Annotated in this window: 20 protein-coding genes; 3 read left to right on the forward strand and 17 right to left on the reverse strand. The window is 61.6% G+C overall.

Annotated elements, in window-relative coordinates:
- Position 1 precedes the first annotated feature (1 nt).
- The gene (locus tag ASE36_RS09170) at positions 2-961 is read right to left on the reverse strand and encodes a carbohydrate ABC transporter permease (protein ID WP_062278469.1); all 960 of its coding nucleotides are present in this window, start codon (positions 959-961) and stop codon (positions 2-4) included.
- The gene (locus ASE36_RS09175; RefSeq protein ID WP_062278472.1) at positions 954-1,856 is read right to left on the reverse strand and encodes a carbohydrate ABC transporter permease; all 903 of its coding nucleotides are present in this window, start codon (positions 1,854-1,856) and stop codon (positions 954-956) included. Before ASE36_RS09175 ends, ASE36_RS09170 begins: the two co-directional genes overlap by 8 nt.
- On the opposite strand from ASE36_RS09175, the gene ASE36_RS22775 reads away from it, so the two are divergent.
- On the forward strand, positions 1,855-2,040 hold the full coding sequence (locus tag ASE36_RS22775) for a hypothetical protein (RefSeq protein ID WP_062278474.1): 186 nt from the start codon (positions 1,855-1,857) through the stop codon (positions 2,038-2,040). The genes ASE36_RS09175 and ASE36_RS22775 overlap by 2 nt on opposite strands.
- Here the strand turns inward: ASE36_RS22775 and ASE36_RS09185 are convergent.
- On the reverse strand, positions 2,021-3,256 hold the full coding sequence (locus ASE36_RS09185; RefSeq protein ID WP_062278477.1) for an ABC transporter substrate-binding protein: 1,236 nt from the start codon (positions 3,254-3,256) through the stop codon (positions 2,021-2,023). The genes ASE36_RS22775 and ASE36_RS09185 overlap by 20 nt on opposite strands.
- Positions 3,257-3,703: 447 nt before the next feature.
- Here ASE36_RS09185 and ASE36_RS09190 point away from each other — a divergent pair, with 447 nt between their 5' ends.
- Positions 3,704-4,735: a LacI family transcriptional regulator gene (locus ASE36_RS09190; protein ID WP_062278479.1), complete on the forward strand. Its 1,032-nt coding sequence runs from the start codon at positions 3,704-3,706 to the stop codon at positions 4,733-4,735.
- A 58-nt stretch (positions 4,736-4,793) separates the two neighbouring features.
- Here the strand turns inward: ASE36_RS09190 and ASE36_RS09195 are convergent, their stop codons facing one another.
- The 10 genes from ASE36_RS09195 to ccoN form a co-directional block, all read right to left on the reverse strand.
- Positions 4,794-5,972: a GGDEF domain-containing protein gene (locus ASE36_RS09195; RefSeq protein ID WP_062278481.1), complete on the reverse strand. Its 1,179-nt coding sequence runs from the start codon at positions 5,970-5,972 to the stop codon at positions 4,794-4,796.
- A 245-nt stretch (positions 5,973-6,217) separates the two neighbouring features.
- The gene (gene gndA, locus ASE36_RS09200) at positions 6,218-7,639 is read right to left on the reverse strand and encodes an NADP-dependent phosphogluconate dehydrogenase (protein WP_062278482.1); all 1,422 of its coding nucleotides are present in this window, start codon (positions 7,637-7,639) and stop codon (positions 6,218-6,220) included.
- A 98-nt stretch (positions 7,640-7,737) separates the two neighbouring features.
- Complete coding sequence (gene ccoS, locus ASE36_RS09205; protein WP_062278484.1) at positions 7,738-7,893, reverse strand: cbb3-type cytochrome oxidase assembly protein CcoS; 156 nt, start codon at positions 7,891-7,893, stop codon at positions 7,738-7,740.
- Complete coding sequence (locus tag ASE36_RS09210; protein WP_082510991.1) at positions 7,890-10,199, reverse strand: cation-translocating P-type ATPase; 2,310 nt, start codon at positions 10,197-10,199, stop codon at positions 7,890-7,892. The genes ccoS and ASE36_RS09210 overlap by 4 nt, the downstream gene beginning before the upstream one ends.
- Positions 10,200-10,201: 2 nt before the next feature.
- Positions 10,202-10,690, reverse strand: coding sequence for a FixH family protein (locus ASE36_RS09215; protein ID WP_062278487.1), 489 nt, complete (start codon positions 10,688-10,690; stop codon positions 10,202-10,204).
- Positions 10,687-12,273: a cytochrome c oxidase accessory protein CcoG gene (gene ccoG / locus ASE36_RS09220; RefSeq protein ID WP_062278490.1), complete on the reverse strand. Its 1,587-nt coding sequence runs from the start codon at positions 12,271-12,273 to the stop codon at positions 10,687-10,689. The genes ASE36_RS09215 and ccoG overlap by 4 nt, the downstream gene beginning before the upstream one ends.
- 179 nt (positions 12,274-12,452) lie before the next feature.
- Positions 12,453-13,319: a cytochrome-c oxidase, cbb3-type subunit III gene (gene ccoP / locus ASE36_RS09225; protein ID WP_062278492.1), complete on the reverse strand. Its 867-nt coding sequence runs from the start codon at positions 13,317-13,319 to the stop codon at positions 12,453-12,455.
- 3 nt (positions 13,320-13,322) lie between these two features.
- Positions 13,323-13,475 (reverse strand): CcoQ/FixQ family Cbb3-type cytochrome c oxidase assembly chaperone, encoded by a 153-nt coding sequence (locus tag ASE36_RS09230; protein ID WP_062278494.1) that lies wholly within the window; start codon positions 13,473-13,475, stop codon positions 13,323-13,325.
- Positions 13,476-13,485: 10 nt separating this feature from the next.
- Positions 13,486-14,217 (reverse strand): cytochrome-c oxidase, cbb3-type subunit II, encoded by a 732-nt coding sequence (ccoO, locus tag ASE36_RS09235; protein ID WP_062278496.1) that lies wholly within the window; start codon positions 14,215-14,217, stop codon positions 13,486-13,488.
- A 14-nt stretch (positions 14,218-14,231) separates the two neighbouring features.
- A complete protein-coding gene (ccoN, locus tag ASE36_RS09240; RefSeq protein ID WP_062278498.1) occupies positions 14,232-15,869 on the reverse strand; it encodes a cytochrome-c oxidase, cbb3-type subunit I in 1,638 nt (545 codons plus the stop codon).
- A 272-nt stretch (positions 15,870-16,141) separates the two neighbouring features.
- On the opposite strand from ccoN, the gene ASE36_RS09245 reads away from it, so the two are divergent.
- On the forward strand, positions 16,142-16,672 hold the full coding sequence (locus ASE36_RS09245) for a hemerythrin domain-containing protein (RefSeq protein ID WP_062278500.1): 531 nt from the start codon (positions 16,142-16,144) through the stop codon (positions 16,670-16,672).
- 19 nt (positions 16,673-16,691) lie between these two features.
- On the opposite strand, the gene ASE36_RS09250 is transcribed toward ASE36_RS09245, so the two are convergent.
- From ASE36_RS09250 to ASE36_RS09265, 4 genes are all read right to left on the reverse strand, one after another.
- Positions 16,692-17,429 carry a PAS domain-containing protein gene (locus ASE36_RS09250; protein WP_062278505.1) on the reverse strand — a complete coding sequence of 246 codons (738 nt, stop codon included), beginning with the start codon at positions 17,427-17,429 and terminating at the stop codon, positions 16,692-16,694.
- 165 nt (positions 17,430-17,594) lie between these two features.
- Positions 17,595-18,518 carry a lipid A biosynthesis lauroyl acyltransferase gene (locus ASE36_RS09255; protein WP_062278506.1) on the reverse strand — a complete coding sequence of 308 codons (924 nt, stop codon included), beginning with the start codon at positions 18,516-18,518 and terminating at the stop codon, positions 17,595-17,597.
- Between the two features lie 10 nt (positions 18,519-18,528).
- Positions 18,529-19,557 (reverse strand): zinc-binding dehydrogenase, encoded by a 1,029-nt coding sequence (locus ASE36_RS09260; protein WP_062278507.1) that lies wholly within the window; start codon positions 19,555-19,557, stop codon positions 18,529-18,531.
- 164 nt (positions 19,558-19,721) lie between these two features.
- Positions 19,722-21,011 carry a beta-ketoacyl-ACP synthase gene (locus tag ASE36_RS09265; RefSeq protein ID WP_062278508.1) on the reverse strand — a complete coding sequence of 430 codons (1,290 nt, stop codon included), beginning with the start codon at positions 21,009-21,011 and terminating at the stop codon, positions 19,722-19,724.
- Positions 21,012-21,017 lie beyond the last annotated feature (6 nt).

The following is a 21,017-nucleotide window of genomic DNA, read 5'->3' on the forward strand; positions in this document are numbered from 1 at the left end:
CTTAACCCTTGACTGCGCCGGCGGCGATGCCCCGGACAAACAGGCGTCCGGAAATGAAGTAGACGATGAGCGGAACGGCGCCGGTGAGCAGCGTGGCGGCCATGTTGACGTTGTATTCCTTCACGCCCTGCACCGAGTTCACGATGTTATTCAGCTGGACCGTCATCGGGTAATATTCAGGCCGGGTGAACACGACGCCGAACAGGAAGTCGTTCCAGATGCCGGTGATCTGCAGGATCATCGCGACCACGAAGATCGGCAGCGACATCGGCAGCATGATCCTCAAATAGATCTGCCAGAAGCCTGCCCCGTCGATGCGGGCCGCCTTGAAAAGCTCTTCCGGCAGCGAGGTGAAATAGTTGCGGAAGAGCAGCGTCAGGATCGGCATGCCGAAGATGGTGTGCACGATGATCAGGCCGGTGAGCGTGCCGTAGATGCCGAGTTCGCGCAGCACGATGACGATCGGATAGATCATCACCTGATACGGGATGAAGGCGCCGATGATCAGGATGGTGAAGAACAGGTCGGCACCCTTGAAGCGCCAGTTGGCGAGCGCATAACCATTGACCGAGGCGATCAGGATCGAGATCAGCGTCGAGGGGATGGTGATGCGCACCGAGTTCCAGAAGCCGCGCGACAGACCATCGCAATTGAGGCCCGTGCAGGCGGTGGCCCAGGCCTTGACCCAGGGCTCGAAGGTGATCTCGACCGGCGGCGAGAAGATGTTGCCAAGCCGGATCTCCGGCATGCCCTTCAGCGACGTCACGATCATAACGTAGAGCGGCAGGAGATAATAGAGCGCAAAAAAGATCAGCGCGCCGTAGAGCATGATGTTGCGCCCGGAAAAGACGCGCTTGGGACGAGCCCCGCGCGGCCCGGAGGCAAGGCGATCGGAAGCGACACGATCTGTGACGGCGTCGAAGCCGGCGGCGGTTGTGTTGAGAGAACCGGGATTAGCCACGTTTCTTGCCTCCGAATTCCAGATAGGCCCAGGGGATGATGACGATGGCGACGGTAAGCAGCATCATCGTCGAGGCGGCAAAGCCCTGGCCGAGATTCTGAGCCTGGAACATGTAGTCATAGACATATTTCGCCGGCACTTCGGACGCGATGCCGGGGCCGCCGCTGGTCTGGGCAACGACGAGGTCGTAGAGACGGACGATGCCGGAGGTGATGATGACGAGCGTGGTGATGAAGACTGGCCGCATCATTGGAATGATGATGAAAAGATAGGTTTTCCACATCGGGATACCGTCGACGCGCGAGGCCTTCCAGATGTCCTCGTCGATGCCGCGCAACCCCGCAAGCAGCAGGCACATGACGAGCCCCGTGCCCTGCCACAAGCCAGCAATCAGGATGCCGTAGATGACGATGTCGGAATTGTAGAGCGGATTGAAGACGAATGTTTCCCAGCCCAGCGAGCGCACGATCGACTGCACCCCGAAATCCGGGTTGAGGATCCACTGCCAGACAAGGCCGGTGACGATGAAGGACAGCGCGAAGGGATAAAGGAAGATCGTGCGGAAAGCGTTCTCGAAGCGGATCTTCTGGTCCATGAGCGCCGCCAGCAGGAAGCCGATCACCAAGCTGAAGATCAGCGACAGGATGCCGTAAATGGCGAGGTTTGAGATCGACATGACCCAACGTGGCGAATCCCACAATCGGTCATACTGGTCGAGCCCGACGAATTTCAGCCGCGGCAAAAGCTTGGAATTGGTGAAGGAATAGACCACCGTCCAGATGGTCCCGCCGAGGAAGATGACGAGAGCCGTCAGGATCATCGGTATGGAAGCAATCTTGGCGTTCAGATTGCGAAACAGTTTGCTGGGTCGCCCGGCATGCACACGCGTCGCCATGGGTCAGTCCTCCTGGTCCTGGACACGGGGGGAAGAAGACGGCGGAACGGCATGGCGCGAAACGCCTGCGGCCACCATGACGATCGGCATCGTCCTCCCGGTCAAGTTGCTGGCAGCGACCGGCCGGAACCCCAAGGCTCCTGCCGGTCGTGTCACCATTCAGCTCAATCGGCAGACCCGATGATCTCGGCGAAGCGCTTCTGCGCATCTTCCGGGGTCATGGATGCATTGGCGAAGAATTCGGAGAACAGGTCTTCCTTCTGCTTCTGGCTATCGGCCGAGAGCAGCTGGTCGGTTCCCTCGATCACGTTCCCCTTGGCGAGGATTTCGAGACCCTTCTTCATGCAGTCATTGGCGGCTGCCAGATCCACGTCGCCGCGAACCGGAAGCGAGCCCTTCTTCAGGTTGAAGGCGACCTGCGTTGCCGGCGCCAGAAGCGTGGCAGCAAGAACATCCTGTGCCGCCGACTTGGCCTCGTCCTTCAAGACGGGGAAGTAGAAGGCGTCACCACCGGTCGAGATGATTTCGTTCACACCCAGACCCGGAAGGCAGGTGTAATCCTTGCCGGCGGTCTGGCCGGCGAGCGCGAATTCACCCTGGGCCCAGTCACCCATGATCTGGCCGGCAGCCTTGCCGGTGATCACGAGGTTCGTGGCCTGGTTCCAATCCTGGACGTTCGAGCCCTTGGACATCTTGCGGGCGTCGTCGGCAGCCTTGAAGACCTTGGCGATCTCGGGGCCAGCAGCGACGTCGGCATCCTTGTCCTTGAACACCTTGTAGAAGGTGTCCTTGCCGGCGATGGCGACCATCAGAACGTCGAAAGCACCAGCGGACTGCCACGGCTGACCACCGACGGCGAGCGGAATGATGCCTGCCTTTTCGAGCGCCGGAGCGGCTGCGACGAACTCGTCCCAGTTCTTCGGCACAGGCACGCCCGCCTTTTCAAAGGCCGGGTTCGACAGCCACAGCCACTGCCAGGAATGGATATTTACAGGTGCGCAATAGATCTTGCCATCGATGGTGCAGCTGTCGAGCAGGCTCGCCGGCTTGACGATCTCTTTCCACTTTTCCTTCTCGGCGACAGCCGTCAGGTCCTTCATCAGGCCGGCTTGGACCAGTTCTTCAGCCTGACGGCCATGGTTGAACTGAGTGGCGCCCATCGGATCGCCGCCAGTGATGCGGCTGATCATGATCGGGCGGGCGGTGCCGCCCGAACCTGCGATGGCGCCGTCGACCCACTTGTTGCCGGTGGCATCGAATGCCTTTGCCAGCTCGGCGACCGCTGCGGCTTCGCCGCCAGACGTCCACCAATGCGTGACTTCGAGATCGGTTGCCTGCGCTGCTGCGAACGGCATAACGACGGTTGCGGCCAAAGCTGCCGCGAAGCTACGGTAATTCATGAGTCTCCTCCCTCACTGAAACGTTGCCGGAAAAACTTATGTCAAAGAATTTTGAAGCGCAACCACGTGTTCGAGAAAAAATGTCTGAAGACAGTGATCCGGTCGGAAACGGCCTGTAAGGCAGTCAATCCAAAACGCTTTGAGACGAATGAATTTTGCGCTGCAGCAGAAGAATAACGCTTAACAGCCGGGACTTTAGGCAACTTACCGCATGAATATGCTGCGAAACGGTAGGAACCTGTGTTTCGTCCGATGCCAGGTTCCACGCTTGGGGATTACCCACCTTTGGTTGAACAGCTTCGCAGCGCAGCATAAGAAAAGGCTCGACAAATCGACTGTATCGTTTCAGATTTTTCCTCTGCGTGATCGGGAGGAGCTCCGGGACCGTGGGTTTGCAGTCGGGGAAAAGCCAATTATAAGCGGGGCTTATGCGATGGCGGGGACACGATGACAGAACAGCAGGCAAGCGGGGTCATGGACCGGTCGACGGCACCGAAGGAACGGCCGACGCTGAAAACGATCGCCTTCATGACGGGTCTCGGCATCACAACCGTGTCCCGGGCACTGAAGGACGCGCCCGATATCGGCGCGGAGACGAAAGAGCGCGTCCGTATGGTGGCCCGGCAGCTGGGCTATCAGCCTAACCGTGCGGGCGTGCGTCTGCGAACCGGAAAGACCAATGTCATCGCACTTGTTCTCGGCATCGACGAGGAAATCCTCGGCTTCTCCAACCAGATGGTCGTTGGAATTTCGGAGGTCCTGTCCGGCACGCCTTACCATATCGTGGTAACGCCGCATGCCCATACCAAGGATCCGATGCTGCCGGTCCGCTACATCCTGGAGACGGGATCGGCGGATGGCGTGATCATTTCCCGCACGGAGCCCGACGACGCGCGGGTTCAGTTGCTGATGGAGCAGAACATGCCGTTCGCCACCCATGGGCGAACGAACATGCGCGATGCCCATCCCTATCACGATTTCGACAATGAGGCCTTCGCCTTCAGCGCCGTCGAGCGGCTGGTGAAAAAGGGGCGCCGCCGGATTGCGCTTCTGCCGCCGCCGAGCAAACTCACCTATTACGAACACACCTTCAACGGCTTCATGCGGGGACTGAGGGCATTCGGGGCGGAAGAGGTGCCGCTGCACATCAACATCGACGCGCCGCTCGAGCAGATCCGCGCTCGGGTGCAAGACCTGATGAGCGGGCCGGATGCTCCGGACGGGCTGGTTTCGTCGTCGGGCAGCAGTGCGATTGCCGCCAACGCCGGCATCGAGGCAGCGGGCTTGAGGATCGGCCGCGATCTCGATCTTGTTGCCAAGCAGAGCACGCCGATCCTGAAATGGATCCGGCCCGAGATCATCACGGTGCATGAGGATGTGCGGCAGGCGGGGCGCGAACTTGCCAAAGCAGTGATCGCCCGCATCGACGGTGTCGAGCCGCAACTGCTGCAGAGTATCAGCGAGCCTCGCTGGGACTGATCCTGCCGGAAACGCATTGGCGACGGGTATGCGGGGTTGCAGCCCCGCCTGCGCCCACTCAGGCATAAGACGGCCGTTCGCCCTCGTGCCAGACGACAACGGAATTGCGGCCATTCACCTTTGCCGAGTGGAGGGCAGCGTCGGCCCGTTTCAGCAATTCGTCAGGCGTCACCTGCACCGCGCCATGGGCGACCCCGACGCTGACGGTCACGCTGACCAGGGCGTCGCCGAGCGCGAAGATCTGCTGGGCGACACTTTCGCAGATCACATGCCCGAGCGCCTCCGCCTTTTCCAGATCGCAAAAGGGGATATAGGCCGCGAATTCCGCACCGGCGAGGCGTCCGAGCAGCGCATGCTGCGGCAGTTCGCGGGCGATGAGATCGGCACAGGTCTTCAACACGTGGTCGCCGCCGGAATGACCGAAGCGATCATTGATCCGCTTGACGTGATCGACGTCGACATAGAGGAAGGCGCCCTCGCCGCGGACCTTCATTGATAGCGTCTGCAGCATGTCGAGGAAGGTGCCGCGATTGACAAGGCCGGTCAGCGTGTCGGTCGCCGCCGCCCAATGATGCTCAAGCTGCAACCGCTCCTTGACCAGGATGTGGAGCGAAACTGCGGTCACGATCCCATGTAAGAGAAGCTCAAGCGCAAGCAGGCCGAACCAGAGCGACTGTTGCGGCAGGGAGGCCCCCTCGCCCGTCAACGACCAGGCCAGAGCCATGAGGACCGCAAGCATGGCGATGGCCCCATGCGCGCCGAACCAGTTCATGACCATCGGGCGGCTGGGCAGATGCTCCTCCCGCACGGATGTGCGAAGCTCCTGCACGACGAGACCCGCATAAATGCCGGTCAGCACACCCCAGAGCACCAGGGGCGCAATGATGCCCGTTTGGAAGATCGGCACGATGCTGGTGAGCGCCATCCACAAGAGCGGACCGGCAGACGCGAGATTGAGATCGACATCGCGGTGGTCGAAGCGCCGGGACCCCTGCCAGGCAAGCGCGAGGCTCATCAGCACGAGGCCGGGGCCAATGGTGACGCTGCCGAGACTGTAGGCGCCAGGATAAAAGGCCATCAGTAGCGAACCGATAGAGGCCGTGCTGGCAGCGGCCGACCATACGAGAAATTCCTGCCGGCCCGGTTCCGTCCGCCAGTTGCGCCAGAACAGCCAGGCGAACACTGCCTGCACAAGGAAACCGCAGAGCATGATGGTGGGAACGTTTACAAAGGACATAAAGAAAAGCCTCGATTGCGCACAACGACATTAACCGTGTGACAACGCTAGGGCGCAGGCTTTAAACACTCCTCAATGTAATCATTAGGATTTGAACGATCCAGGTTTCTACACAGCCCTCTTCAGCGCAATCCTAGCGTGCTGGCGGGTCTTGGAGACTGAAGACGCTTGTGCGCATTCCGGCACGAAAAAGCCCGCCTCTGATGGAGGCGGGCTGCTAAGCTTGAGGCAGGACGTGAGCGCTATCAGAATTGCCCGGCCCACGGACCGTGGTGAATATCCTTGCCGTCAAGACGGTCGAAGCCATGGGCGCCGAAGAAGTCGCGCTGGGCCTGAATGAGGTTCGCCGTGCCGCGCCCGCGACGATAGGTGTCGAAGTAAGACAGGGCCGAAGACAAGGCCGGGATCGGCAGCCCTGCCAAGGCGGCATGGGCCACGACGCGGCGGAGCGCCCCGTCGGTGTCCTTGACGATGGAGGCGAAGGCCGGCGTCACCACAAGGTTCGGCACGTTCGGGTCCTTCGTGAAGGCCGAGGTGATCTCGTCGAGGAACTGCGAGCGGATGATGCAGCCGGCGCGCCAGATTCGGGCAATCGTCGGCATGGGCAGGGACCAGCCGAACTCGCCGGATGCGGCCGTCATGACAGCAAAACCCTGAGCATAGGCGGCAACCTTGGCAGCCAGCAGCGCATTCTCCAGATCGGCGATGAAGGCGGCACGATCTTTCGGTGCTTCAACGGCGGCGGGCAGGCCGAACAGCGTCTCGGCTGCCATGCGCTCTTCGCGCAGCGACGACAACACGCGACCGGCAACGGCAGCTTCAATGCCGGAGGCCGCGACCCCGAGGTTCTGCGCCTCAATGGCCGACCACTTGCCCGTACCCTTCTGGCCCGCGGCATCGACGATGATATCGACCATCGGTTTGCCCGTTTCCGGATCGGTCGCCTTCAGCACCTTCTCGGTGATCTCGATCAGGTAGGAGTTGAGGCGGCCCTTGTTCCACTGGCCGAAGATCTCGCCGATCTCGTGGGCCGAGAGCTTCAGGCCATCACGCAGAATGCCGTAGACTTCAGCGATCATCTGCATGTCGGCATATTCGATGCCGTTATGGATGGTCTTGACGAAGTGGCCGGCGCCATCGGTGCCGAGCCAGGCGACGCAAGGGTCCCCATTGAACTTGGCGGCAATCGAGGTGAGCACGGGCTCGACGCGCTTCCAGCTTTCTTCCGTGCCGCCGACCATGATCGACGGGCCATGACGGGCGCCTTCTTCACCGCCGGACACCCCCATGCCGATGAAGGTGAAGCCGGTGCCGGCGAGCTTCTCGAATCGAGCGACCGTATCCCGGAAATTGGCATTGCCGGCGTCGATCATAATGTCGTTCTGTGCCAGATGCGGCATCAGGGCGGCCATCTGCTGGTCGACGGCGTCGCCGGCCTTGATCATGATGATGATCGGGCGCGGCGGGCGGATGGCAGCGACAAACTCTTCGATCGTGTGGCAGCCGATGATCTGCCCGGCAAGATCGCCGGCCTCGCCGAGGAATTCGTCCGTGCGCGCTGGCGTTCGGTTGAAGACGGCAATCCGGTTCCCCTTTTCCGCAATGTTGAGCGCGAGATTGGAGCCCATGACTCCGAGACCGATCAGTCCGATTTCTGCCTGCTGCACGACGAGACCTCACTATGCAAAATACAAGAACGCGGGCTTTCTCGCATTCATGGCGCTTGGCGGCAAGGCAGAAATTTGATCGGACGGTAAAGGACCTGTCACGATGCGGGTTTGTCTTCGTCGTCGGTAATCACGCGCCATGCAGCGCCGTCTAGATCGTCATACTGGCCGCTTTTCAGCGACCAGAGGAAGGCAAAGAGACCGAGACCGCCAAGGAAAAGCGCGATCGGAATGAGGAAGATCAGCATATTCATGCGGCAAGCCTCGGCTGTGCGGTGGGGCTAGCGGCGCGCGCGCCCGTTTCGACCTCTCCGCTTTGCACCTCTTTAAGGGTCAGGCGATTGAGCCTGAGCGCGTTGGCAACGACGATGATCGAAGAGGTCGACATCGCGACCGCCGCGATCAACGGGGTCGCATAGCCGAGCAATGCGATCGGCACGGCAATGACGTTGTAGCCGATGGCGAGGGCAAAGTTCTCGCGGATCAGCCGCCCGGCGCGGCGAGAGGCCTCGATGGCAAAGGGGACGGCCTCCAGCCCATCACGCATGAAGACAAAATCGGCGGCCTGACGGCCAACATCGGCGGCCGTCGCCGGTGCCATGGAGACATGGGCGGCCGCAAGCGCCGGCGCATCATTGATGCCGTCGCCGACCATCAACAGCCGGCTCCCCTGTTCGGCAGCTTCCGCACAGGCTTCCGCTTTCTCGCGCGGATTGAGCCCCGAACGCCAGCTGTCGATCCCGAGTTCGCGAGCGATCTTGGCAACGACCACGGCCCTGTCGCCCGACAGGATGGAGAGCCGGAAGCCGGAGGCCTTCAGCTGCCGAACCGCAGTCTCGGCGCGCGGACGCAGAATGTCCTCGAAATGGAAGGTGGCGATCTCCGCGCCATCGCGCGACAGCACCACTTCCGAATAGGGCGTGGCGATAAGTTCGGCCTTCGCCTCGCCGCAGGCGAAAGCACGGTGACCGAGCCGCCAAATGCCTTCAGAAGTTGCGGCCTCGACGCCGGCACCCGGAACCTCGCGCACGCCGTCGAAGCTGCGCGGCTGCAGCGTATAGGCGCTCCACAGAGCCCGCGACAGCGGATGGCGGGAATGGGCGGCAAGGCCTGCGGCAACCGCAAAAGCTTCGGCCGTGACCGAGGGACCATCGACGAGGCGCGGACGCCCAAGGGTCAGCGTTCCGGTCTTGTCGAAGGCGACGGCATCGACCTGCGCCAGCCGCTCCATCGCCGAGCCATCCTTGACCATGATGCCGGCCTTGAACAACCGGCCGGCGGCAACGACCTGCACGACAGGCACGGCGAGGCCAAGCGCGCAGGGGCAGGTAATGATCAGGACGGCGATCGCAACCATCATCGCGTGCTTCCAGTCGCCGTCATAGAGGCCCCAGGTGACGAAGGAGGTGATGGCGAGAAGGTGCACGGCGGGCGAATAGAACTGGGCGGCGCGGTCGGCGATCCGGCGGTAACGTGCCCTGCCCCCTTCGGCCGCCTCCATCAGGTGAATGATTTCTGCGAGGAAGGAATTGGTGACGGTGGCGGTCGTCGAAATGGTCAGCGAGCCTGTCAGGCTCAAGGTGCCGGCCTGAACGGCGCTGCCCGGTCCCACGGATTGCGGGGCGCTTTCGCCATTGACGATCGAGACGTCGAGATCGCTGTTACCCGCAATCACCACGCCATCCACAGGAATGCGGTCGCCTGCGGCAATTGCAATACGGTCGCCGACCTTGATGTCTTCGACGGCGCGGTAATCCTGGGTGCCGAAATCACCGATCACCATGGCCCCACGCGGGCTGAGGCGTGCAAGCCCCGAAATCGCCGAGCGGGCGCGGTCGCGCATGACGTGGTCGAGCGTGCGACCGATCAGAAGAAAGAACAGCAGCGAAGCCGTGGCATCGAAATAGGCATGTTCGCCGTGATGGATGGTCTCCCACAGCGAGGCGGCATAGGACAGCGTGATGCCGATGGCGATCGGCACATCCATGTTGGTGCGGCCATGTTTCAGGGCACTCCAGGCGGATTGGTAGAAGAAGCGGCCGGCATAGATGAGCGCGGGCGCTGCGATCATCGCAGAGATCCAGTGGAACAGATCACGTGTCGCGGCATCCGCTCCCGACCAGACGGAAACCGACAGCAGCATGATGTTGGTGGCGGCGAAACCGGAGACGGCAACTGCACGGATCAGCTGATTGCGCAAAGAATCGGACGCTTCTTCGGCTGCCGTGAACAGATGCGACTCGTAGCCGGTGGAGGCGATGGCGCGGGGCAGCGAAACGGGGTCGGTCTCCACCCCGTCGACGCTTTCCTTCCACACGACGGAAACGCGTTTGGTGGAAAGATTGACCCTGGCACGCTCGACCTGCGCCAGCGCCTTGAGCGCATGCTCGACTGTCGTAATGCAGGTACCACAATGAACCGCCGGTACACTCAGATCGACCTGCCAGAGCCCCGGGCCAACCGCGCGGCTCGACAGCCTCAGTTCCTCGGCGGACGGCAGCGCATGCCCTGCCCGCTCGATATCGAGTGCCCCTTCCGATCCGGCTGCGCAGCAACTCATCGTCATTCTCCCGAAACGGTGATCCGGTGGGCTTCATGCATGACCAGTTTACCGTCCTTCTCCGCCTTCATTTCGACGATCCAGCTCCCGGCGAGAACCTCGCGGCTGGCGAGATAAACGCCGTCGCCGGCCGGTGTCAGAACCTGTTCGAAATCCTGATGTTCGCCAACCGGGCGCTTGAAATGGGCGATGACGCTGTCGGCGACCACGGGCACATTGCCCGGGAGGGTCAGATGATAGCGGATGCCGTCACGCTTCACGGCGAGTTCGCCATTGATCCCCGTCGCCAGCATCTGGCGGATGGCTTCGGTCTTGCCGTTGAACTGCTGGCTGGCGACATAGGTGTTGGCAACCACCAGACCGCTCCAGGTCGACGTCGCAAGATAGGCCATGGTGAAGTTCACGGCGATGATGATGCCGAAGAAGGCGATCATGACGGCCAGCATGTGGCGGCCGGTGAAGGTGAACGGCTTTGCGGCTCTGGCGGTCATTTCTTGGCTCCCGGGGCATTGAAGATGGCAGTGTAATTGTCCTGCTCGGCGCTGTCCTTGTCCTTCGCGATGAAGGTGACTTCCTGGGTCGCGGACTTGGCATATTCGGCAGGCAGCGTGACGAAGACTTTGAGCGTGGTCGCTTCATCCGGCTCGACGGAAACGGTGAAAGTGCGGGCCGGCGGCTCGTTGACGCCATTGATCTTCATGACCGCCTCCGGAAGATTGTCGAGCGTGACCTCAATCTCGCGCGGTGTCGCGATCATGTTGAGCAGGCGAACCGTGTAGCCGTTGCGGATCGAACCATCCGATTCGAGGACGAACTGGGGATTGCGATCATGCAATACGTTCACCTCGAGCCGGTCGCGACCGACGAGAGAGATCAAAAGTCCGATCCCGACCGCGCTCCAGACACCCATGTAGAGCAAGGTGCGCGGCCGGAAAATCACGCGCCAGTCGAAGTGGCGGATCTTGTCGGAGAAGGATCCGTCGGCATTGCGAACCTTGGACGGCTGGATGGGTGTCGTATTGCCATTGGTGGCGAGCGCCATGTTCGACTGGTATTCCTCGAGCGTCGCATAGGCGATCAGGCCGCGCGGCTTGCCGGTCTTGTCCATGACGCTGTCACAGGCATCAATGCACAGCGCGCAGGTGATGCATTCGAGCTGCTGGCCGTCGCGGATGTCGATGCCCATGGGACAGACGACGACGCAGGCATTGCAGTCGACGCAATCGCCAACCGGCTCACCGGCTGCGATCGCCTTTTTGGCATGCCGGGTGCGCGGCTCGCCGCGCCAGTCGTTATAGGTGACGACAAGCGACTTCTCGTCGAGCATCGCCGCCTGGATGCGCGGCCAGGGGCACATGTAGATGCAGACCTGCTCGCGCATCAGCCCACCGAAGACATAGGTCGTGGCCGTCAGGATGGCGACGGTGATATAGGCGACCGGGTCGGCCTGGCCGGTGAAGAAATCGACGGCAAGAGACGGCGCATCGGCAAAATAGAAGATCCAGGCACCACCGGTCGCGACCCCGATGGCAATCCAGGCGATATGTTTGCTCACCCGCTTCCAGATCTTGTCGAAGGTCCAGGGGGCACCTTCGAGCTTGATACGGGCGTTTCGGTCACCCTCAATGAAGCGTTCGACCACAAGGAAGAGATCGACCCAAACGGTCTGCGGACAGGTATAACCGCACCAGGCGCGCCCGACCGCTGACGTGATCAGGAACAAGCCGAACCCCGCCATGACCAGCAGGCCCGCGACATAAATGAATTCCTGCGGCCAGATCTCGATGAAGAAGAAATAGAAGCGGCGATGGGCGATGTCGATCAAAACGGCCTGGTCCGGCGCATAGGGTCCACGGTCCCAGCGCAGCCACGGCGTCAGGTAGTAGATGCCGAGCGTGATCGCCATGACAATCCATTTGAATTTGCGGAACTGGCCATTGGCACGCTTGGGGAAGATCTTCTTGCGCGCCTCGTAGAGCGGCTTGCGATTCTTCGCGGACATGACCGCTTCGGCATCATGTCTTTCGATCTCGGCCGCCTCGGCGGCCTGGTTCTGATCGGCATGTATGTTCATGGCACAAGGACCCTTTCTGATGCTCGCGTTGTCCCACCTCCACCGCCACCCCGCCTTGACTTAAGTCAAGCAGCGGCGAAGCGCCGCAATCCCCGCGACGGACCGGACACCAGCAGAAAAGACAAAGGCCGCATCGGGGATGCGGCCTTCGTTCGTTGATCGATTGAGAGGATCGAGGCTTACTCGCCACCGCCCAGCGAATGCACGAAGACGGTGAGCTGCTTGACCGTGCTGTCGCCGAGACGCGCAGTCCAGGCCGGCATCACGCCGTGGCGCGGCTGGCGCACCTGGGCAGCGATCCCGGCTTCGCCGTCGACCTTGAGCCAGATGGCATCGGCAAGGTTCGGGGCACCGAAATCACGACCTCCCTTGGCATCTTCGCCGTGGCAGGAGGCGCAGTTGTCGGCAAAGACCTGCTTGCCCGGTTCGACTAGAGCGGCATCGCTCGGCGTGCCGGTCAGGCTGATGACATAGGCTGCCACCTGCTTGATCTGATCAGCGTCGAGGATTTCGCCGAAGGCCGGCATTTCAGACACGCGGGTATCCGCATCGCCGTCATAACGGATGCCGTGGGCGATCGTGGTGTGGATCGATTCGAGATCGCCACCCCAGAGCCAATCGTCGTCGTTGAGGTTCGGATAGCCGGGGCCACCGGCGGCACCCGAACCATGGCAAGGCGCGCAGTTGACCTTAAAGGCGGCTGCACCGCCGGCAATGGCGAACTGGTTGAGCTCCTTGTCAGCGACGATCTGGTCGAGCGGAAGGGCCGCGATCTTGTCCAGATAGACCATCTGCGAGGTCTTGGCTGCCGCCAGTTCCTGCGCCACTTCGGCGCGGCTGGAATAACCCAGCAGCCCCTTGGTGTTGCTCGTGAGAAGCGGCCAGGCCGGATAGAAGACCGTATAGGCGATCGCCCAGAGGATGGTCACGTAGAAGGTCCAGACCCACCAGCGCGGCATGGGATTGTTCAGTTCGCGAATGCCATCCCATTCGTGACCGGTGGTTTCGACGCCGCTGATCTCGTCGATGTGTTTTTGGTCTGCCATTTTTCAATCCTCCTTGAGAGGGATGCTGGCTGCATCATCGGCGGACTTCTTGCCGCCCGGACGGAGTGTGAAGACGACGACGCCGGCGAAGAACAGCGCCATGGCGAGCAGGCCCCAGCTGTCGGCGAAGTGACGCATGGCGGTATAGGTTTCCATGGGTCTCTCCTCAGCGGTAACCGGTCGCGTCGTCATAGGTGGAGAAGTCCACCAAAGTGCCGAGCATCTGCAGATAGGCAATCAGCGCATCCATTTCGGTGAGCTGGGCCGGATTGCCGTCGAAGTCGCCGACCTTGGCCTTCGGATACCGCGCGAGCAGCCCCGACGTATCGGCATTCGGATCGGCCTGGGCGGCAAGATCGGCCGCTGCCAGCTCGACCATTTCGTCCGAATAGGGCACGCCGACCAGGCGGTTCGCCTTCAGGTCCATCTGAACATTGGTGACCTTGAGGGGGGTCTCCTTGAGATAGGAGTAGCTCGGCATGATCGATTCCGGCACGACATCGCGCGGCTCGCTCAGGTGCTGGACGTGCCACTCGTTGGAGTAGCGGTCGCCGACGCGGGCGAGATCCGGCCCGGTGCGCTTCGACCCCCACTGGAACGGATGATCGTACATCGACTCCGCAGCCAGCGAGTAGTGACCGTAACGCTCGACCTCGTCCTTGAACGGCCGGATCATCTGGCTGTGACAGACATAGCAGCCTTCACGGACATAGATGTTGCGGCCGGCCAGTTCGAGCGGCGAGTAGGGGCGCATGCCCTCTACCTTTTCGATGGTGTTCTCCAGGTAGAAGAGCGGGGCGATCTCCACGATGCCGCCGATGGTGACCACCAGCAGCGAACCGAGGAAGAGAAGGCTCGTGTTCTTCTCGAGGATTGCGTGTTTATCAAGAATGGACATGGAAACCTTCCTTCTCATTCAGCCGGAACGGCGGCGGGAGCGACCGAACCGGGGATCGGGGCTTCCTGGCGCTCATAGCCGAGGATGGTCATCAGGATGTTGTAGGCCATGATCAAGCTACCCAGCAGATACATGCCACCACCGACAGCTCTGAGGACGTAATAGGGGAACATGGCGGCGACGGACTCGGCGAACGAGTAGACCAGGAAGCCCTGGGCATCATATTCGCGCCACATCAGACCCTGCTGGATGCCGGCAACCCACAAGACGGCGGCGTAGACGACGATGCCGAGCGTGGCGAGCCAGAAGTGCCAGTTGACCAGACGCATGGAGTACAGGCGATCACGGTTCCAGAGCTTGGGCGTCAGGTAGTAGATCGCGCCGAAGGTGATCATGCCGACCCAGCCGAGAGCGCCCGAGTGAACGTGACCGATGGTCCATTCGGTATAATGGCTGAGCGAGTTGACGGCCTTGATGGACATCATCGGGCCCTCGAAGGTCGACATGCCGTAGAAGGCGATGGCGATGACCATCATGCGGATGATCGGGTCTGTGCGGATCTTGTCCCAGGCGCCGGACAGCGTCATCAGGCCGTTGATCATGCCGCCCCAGGAGGGCATCCACAGCATGATCGAGAACACCATGCCGAGCGTCTGTGCCCAGTCGGGCAGAGCCGTATAGTGCAGGTGGTGGGGACCTGCCCAGATATACATGAAGATCAGGGCCCAGAAGTGGATGATCGACAGGCGGTAGGAATAGACCGGGCGACCGGCCTGCTTGGGCACGAAGTAGTACATCATGCCGAGGAAGCCAGCCGTCAGGAAGAAGCCGACGGCGTTATGGCCGTACCACCACTGGGTCAGCGCATCCTGGACACCGGAGAAGACCGAGTAGCTCTTCACGCCGAGGAAGGAGACGGGCACCGCCAGATTGTTGACGATGTGCAGCATGGCGATGGTGACGATGAAGGCGAGGTAGAACCAGTTGGCCACATAGATATGGCTCTCCTTCCGGGTCATGATCGTGCCCATGAAGGTGATCAGATAGGCGACCCAGACGACGGTCAGCCAGAGATCCACATACCATTCCGGCTCGGCATATTCACGCCCCTGGGTAATGCCCAGCAGATAGCCGGTAGCGGCCATGATGATGAAGAACTGATAGCCCCAGAACACGAACCAGCCGAGCGAACCGCCGAACAGGCGCTGACGGGACGTGCGCTGCACCACGTAGAAGGAGGTGGCGATCAGCGCATTGCCGCCGAAGGCGAAGATGACGGCCGAGGTATGCAGCGGACGAAGCCGGCCAAAATTCAGATACGGCTCAATGTCGAGATCGGGAAAGGCGAGCTGCAGCGCGACGACCACGCCGACGAGGAAGCCAACGACACCCCAGAAGACCGTGGCGATGACGCCGTAGCGCACGACTTCGTCGAAATATTCCGACTTGGCCTTGGCCTCGACGGCTTGAGTGGCGCCCACCTTCGACGGTGCGAACTGCATCCGCCGCAGCATCACGATCGTGCCGGCGGTGAGCACGAAGAACGCAACCCACATATGGGCTGCAAAGAGGCTGTCCTGGGTGAAGGCCACCCCGAGCAGCGCGGCGAAGGCGAGGACCGCCATCACCAAAGTCTCGACAGTATAGTTCATTGTTGGAATCCCCCAACGGCTTGCTGATCTCATCGCGATACGTCCGCTCCGTCTGGAGAATCCTCTCGCGTCGACTGCACCATTCGCATCGGCGGGGGCAAAGCACCTTGATCCAAGTCAATGCGCTTTCGCTCAAAATTGGCGACCTTCTGCTTCGCATCCGGGTTTGCGACCTCTCGGGCCGGCTTCGGGCAGTGCACGAGACGGCCCGGCACGCGTGTCTTGGGAGTGCTGGCATGCCGCCGACCGGTATGCCGTTGGAGATATCGGACATGCTGACCACAACGACGACTGATATGGCGGGGCCGAACGCGGCAAAGACGGGAAATGCCCGCCTGGACGCCGGCAAATGGGGCCTCGACTGGCTGCACCGCGCCCAGGAGGAGCAACTGGCTCTCTGCCACGAACTCGAAGAAATTGCCGATTCGCTGCCGGGCAGCGTCAATCGCCAGAAATGCATTTACGCGGCAAAGGCACTCGGCCCCCTGATCAAGGGGATCCATCACTACGAGGAAACCGTGCTCTTCCCGCAATTGCAGGCGGCAGGCGAAACGAACGATCACCTGGCTTCGACGCTTGAACGGTTGAAGTTCGAGCACTGCGAGGATGAGTGTTTTGCCGAGGAGCTGACGGATGCGCTGTTGCGGCTGGGTTCGGGCTCGGCCGTCAATATGGAAGCTGTCGGCTACATGCTGCGCGGCTTCTTCGAAGGGCTACGCCGCCATATCGCCTTCGAGCGTGAGCATCTGCTCATGGGTGTGCGTTCCGACGACGCCCCTTCGCCTCCCGATCAGGTCAGCTGAACCTGTTCATGACTGAGGATCAGGCGGCGATGCCGCCGATCATGGGTTCGTCCTCGCCGAAGGTCAGGACCGCACCGTTGATCACGCCCTGAGAGGCCCGCAACGGACTGTAGCGCGCACGCAGCATCACCGTGCCATCCGCCATCGAACGGAAGACCGCCGAGATAGAGCCGGTGCGACCGGCAAAGGCGGCGTCAAGCGCTTCCCGCAGGGCCTGACGCATGTCGGAATCGAGGCAGATATCCAGCACACTCCGGCCAATCAGATCCATCTGCGGGGCGCCCAGCATGCTGGCCATCGGCGGGTTGGCGAAGAGATAGCGATAGTCCCTCGTCACGACCGCAATCCGTTCCGGCAAATTGTTGAGGATCGTCTCGTTGAGCATTTCGTCGTCCTCGGAACCGGACGTTTCCGCGCTGATCGGCACATGCATGGGCGGAGCCGCCTGCCCACGCCTCGGGCCGAAATAGCGTTCGACAAGCAGGGACAGCATGGAGGCGTGGCGCAGAACGCAAGCCCGATCGTCAGCGTCCTCCCGGATCAGTGACGTCACCAAACGCATCTGCAGGTAAATGTCGTCGGTATCTGTCGCCCGGTAGCTGACAAGATCGGTCAACAGAGGTTCGATCTCGCGGTCGATGGCCCGTACCAGCTCATCGTTTCCGCTGCGAATGGCCTGCTGCAACAGACGATTCTTCAGCGATATGCTTTCTGACAGGACGCGCAGATTTGCATCTCGAAATTCGCCGAACGACATTCATCACCTCACCCGCAGTGTGACGAAATTCGGGAATCCATCACACGGTTCTCGTGTGGAGCCCTAACATGAGGTGCCATCACCTTCAATTCCCGCGAGCGGTCGGCAGTGCTCAGCCCAAAAAATGTTACGCTTGAAACGCTTACACCCGTTAGAAATGATGGATCAAATCTTCCGCTTAATGTTCCAGCGGTCATGATACCAGAGCCATTGCTCCGGCAGCTCACGCACCCATGATTCGACCTTGTCGTTCAGCACCTGCGAAGTGGCGTTGACGTCGATCTGTCCCTTGTCGTTGCGTGGCAAGGTAATCGCCGGTTCGATCTCCAGGCGGAAACGATTGCCCGGCAGCCGAATGCAGCGAGCTGGATAGACCTCACATTCGAACTGCCGCGCGAGCTTCGCCAGAAGCGGATTGGTCCGCACCGGATTGTTGAAGAAGCGGGTCTCGACGCCCTTCTTGAACTTCTGGTCGACGAGTACGCCGACGCCGCCGCCATGCTCGAGCTGCCGCGCAAGAGCAAAGGAGGAGCCGGCATGGGAAGGCACCAGTTTGCCCATCCGCTTGCGGCGAAAATCGAAGACTTTGTCGGCAACGTAAGGGTTGTTCGGTGGCCGAAACAGCACCGTCACGTAGAGGCCAAACGCGGCACCCGCCACGGGCAAGAGCTCGAAGTTGGCCGTGTGGGCGGTAAAGACGATGAAGGGCCGCGGATTGTCGCGCAGGTCCAGGAATTGCTCGACGCCGGAAACCTCCACCCTGCCCTCTCCCGGCTTTGCCGGATCGAAGTCGAACAAGCGGTCGAGGAAGACATATTCGGCTGCAAGCCGGCCCATATGCCCCCAGCTTGCAAGCGCGATGGCCTCCCGCTCGGCATCCGATTTTTCCGGAAACGCGTTGCGCAGGTTGACCTGCATGAGGTGGTGGCGCTTCGTCTTCGGGCCGATCCAACGCATCAGCCGGTCGGCGAAGTTGATCGCCGCATCGGCCGGAAAAATCTTCAGCGCAGTCAGAAATCCGAAGGCCAGTTGCGCGACCGTCCAGTGATAGGCCTTGCGCAGGAAGAGCACGATGCGGGTGATGAACATCCGCACCGGATCAATCCATCTTCAGGATGATCTTGCCGAACACCTGGCGACCTTCCATCCGCGACAGCGCACGATCGATATCGTCGAACGAGACCTGCGTATCGATGACGGGATGCACGATGCCGCGCGCCATCTTCTGCATGGCGTTCGCCATGTTTTCCATCCGGCAGCCGAAGGAGCCGAGCAGTTTCAGCTGCTGCTGGAAGAGCATCATCAGGTTTATGTCGGTCGAGACGCCCGAGGTCGAACCGCAGGTGACGAGGCGGCCGCCGCGCTTCAGGCAAAGCATGGACCCGGCCCAGGTGTCCTTCCCGACATGTTCGAAGACGACGTCCACGCCCTTCTTCTTGGTCAGCTTGCGGACAACGCCTTCGAAGCGGTCGGTGCGGTAGTTGATGACGTGGTCGGCACCGAGCGCCTTGGCCGGCTCGATCTTGTCGTCGGAGCCGACCGTGGTGATGACGGTGCAGCCCATCTTCTTGGCGAGCTGGATGGCAGCCGTGCCGATGCCGGAGCCGCCGGCATGGACGAGGATGGTTTCGCCGGGTTCGAGCTTGGCATTGTCGAAGAGCATGTGCTCGACCGTGCCGAAGGTGACCGGGGCAAGAGCCGCACCGATGGCATCGACACCCGGAGGGGCCGGGACCAGCAGGCGGGCCGGCAGGTTGATCTTCTCCTGGGCGAAACCGTCGAGATGGAAGCCATGCACGCCAGAGACGTTTTCGCAGAGATTGTCGCGGCCTTCACGGCAAGGCTTGCAGAGACCGCAGGTGCGTGCGCCATAGACGGCGGCCAGTTGGCCCGGCAGGATATTGCCGACGCCCGGGCCAATCGCCTCGACCACGCCGGAGGCTTCCGCGCCGATGACGAGCGGCATCTTGCGCTTGGCGAAGGCCATACCGCGCCAGCCCCAGACGTCGATGTGGTTGAGTGCGACGGCCTTGACGCGCAGTGTCACCTCGCCCGGACCGGGCGCATCCGGCTCCGGCAGATCGACGATTTCGAGCTTGCGGTCTTCGACGAGTTGCAATGCGCGCATGAGATATTTCCTTCAGGGTCAGGTGCCGGATGGAGCGTCGTCACGCTTCCATCGTCATGCCCGGGCAAGTCCCCGAGCATCCGCCCACCTTCGTTGTTCTTGCAAGGGTCGCAGATCCCCGGCGTGAAGGCCGAGGATGACGTCCCGAATTGTTGGCGCAGGCCTTAAACCGGATCCCGCGTCATGACAAGGCTGGCATTCTGGCCGCCAAAGCCGAAGGAATTGGAGAGAACGGCCGAAACCGAGGCCTCCCGCTTCGCATTCGGCACCACGTCCAGCACGATCGAGGGATCGGCATTGGCGTAGTTGATGGTCGGCGGCATTGTGCCGGTCAGCATGGTCTGGATCGAGAACACGGCCTCAACCGCACCAGCCGCCGTCAGCGTATGGCCGATCATCGACTTATTCGACGAGCACGGGATGGCGTCCTTCAGCCGGTCGCCGAAGACGGACAGCATAGCGCCATATTCCATCTTGTCGTTCTCGGGCGTCGAGGTGCCATGGGCATTGATATAGCCGATCGCATCTTCGGAAAGGCCCGCATCGGCAAGTGCCGCCTTGATCGTGGCGATCGCCGGGCCGCCGTCCGGAGACGAGCGGGTGCGGTGGAAATAATCGGCCTTTTCGCCGCAGCCCTTGATCACGCCGAGTACTTTTGCGCCACGGGCAACCGCGGACTCGAGCGATTCCAGCACGAGCGTGGCTGCCCCTTCGGCGATCACGAAGCCATCGCGTTCCTTGCTGAAGGGCTTCGATGCCTTTTCCGGCGGATCGTTCTGGGTCGAGAGCGCCGAGAGCAGCGAGAAGCGGATGACCGATTCCGGGCTGATCGAACCATCGGTGGCAACGGTGAGCGCCCGCTCAGTGCGTCCCTGGCGGATCGCTTCCACGCCGAGCTGGATGGCCGTGGCGCCCGAGGCGCAGGCCGTCGACAGCGTCACCGGCAGGCCGCGGGTGCCGAATTTGTCGGCCAACCGCTCGGAAATCGACCCGAACTGCACGGCTTCGAGGAAGACCGGATCCGGCTTTTCGCGCATGGCGGCGAGGAAGCGCACATACGCGTCGCCCGGTTCGGTCGACGTTGGCGCGCGCTCGGCGAGCGCAAAGCGGTCATGCCATTCCGGCTCGACCGGCGGGGCAGCAAGGAAGAGCGGGCCGTTGAAATCACCGTTGAGGCCGGCCTGGGCCAGCGCTTCGATGGTGGTCTCACGCGCCAGCGCATAGGAGCGCTCGACGGCATTGTTGGCCGGCACCGCGATGAAATCGACGGTGCCGCCGATGCGGGTCGACATTCCCTCGGTCTCGAAGCGCTTGATATAGTGAATGCCGGACTGGCCGGAGGTGAGCTTTGCCCAGTTGTCGGCGAGCCCCTGGCCGAGCGAAGTGATGACGCCCATGCCGGTGACGGCGACAATCGGGCGGCCGAGATGATCCTTGAAGCGGGTGTCAGTCATCGAACG

The organism is Rhizobium sp. Root274 (assembly GCF_001429245.1).
Taxonomy (GTDB): Bacteria; Pseudomonadota; Alphaproteobacteria; order Rhizobiales; family Rhizobiaceae; genus Allorhizobium.